We start from the raw sequence: 382 nt of genomic DNA, 5'->3' as shown, positions 1-382 counted from the left end.
CAAACCAAATATTTTCTCAACCAACATTTGAACGAGGTTAAAAAGCCACTCCATTTTAAGCAATTACGATTGAACCATTTGAATATCATCATGTCTCATCTCCTAAAACTTTAATTGTCTTACAATACTTGCTTATGATTTATAAAAACCACTTTCTTGTATAATTAGCGATTCTAACTAGGGCTAACATGACAGGTACTTCTACTAGTACCCCTACAACAGTAGCTAAAGTAGCGCCAGAATTTAATCCAAATAATGATATTGCCACTGCTACCGCAAGTTCAAAAAAATTGCTTGCGCCGATCATTCCAGCAGGTGCTGCAATATTATGAGGAAGTTTCCAAGCCTTTGCCCATCCATAGGCAATTATAAATATGAAAAA

1 pseudogene is annotated in these 382 nt (G+C 35.3%); it reads right to left on the bottom strand.

From position 1 onward, the window contains the following. Positions 1–139: 139 nt before the first annotated feature. Positions 140–382, bottom strand: a pseudogene (locus RCF13_RS06490) (arsenical-resistance protein); the annotation flags it as partial.

It is taken from the genome of Stenotrophomonas maltophilia group sp. RNC7, from assembly GCF_030910085.1.
GTDB lineage: Bacteria > Pseudomonadota > Gammaproteobacteria > Xanthomonadales > Xanthomonadaceae > Stenotrophomonas > Stenotrophomonas sepilia.
This window is presented reverse-complemented; position numbering and strand designations above follow the sequence as displayed.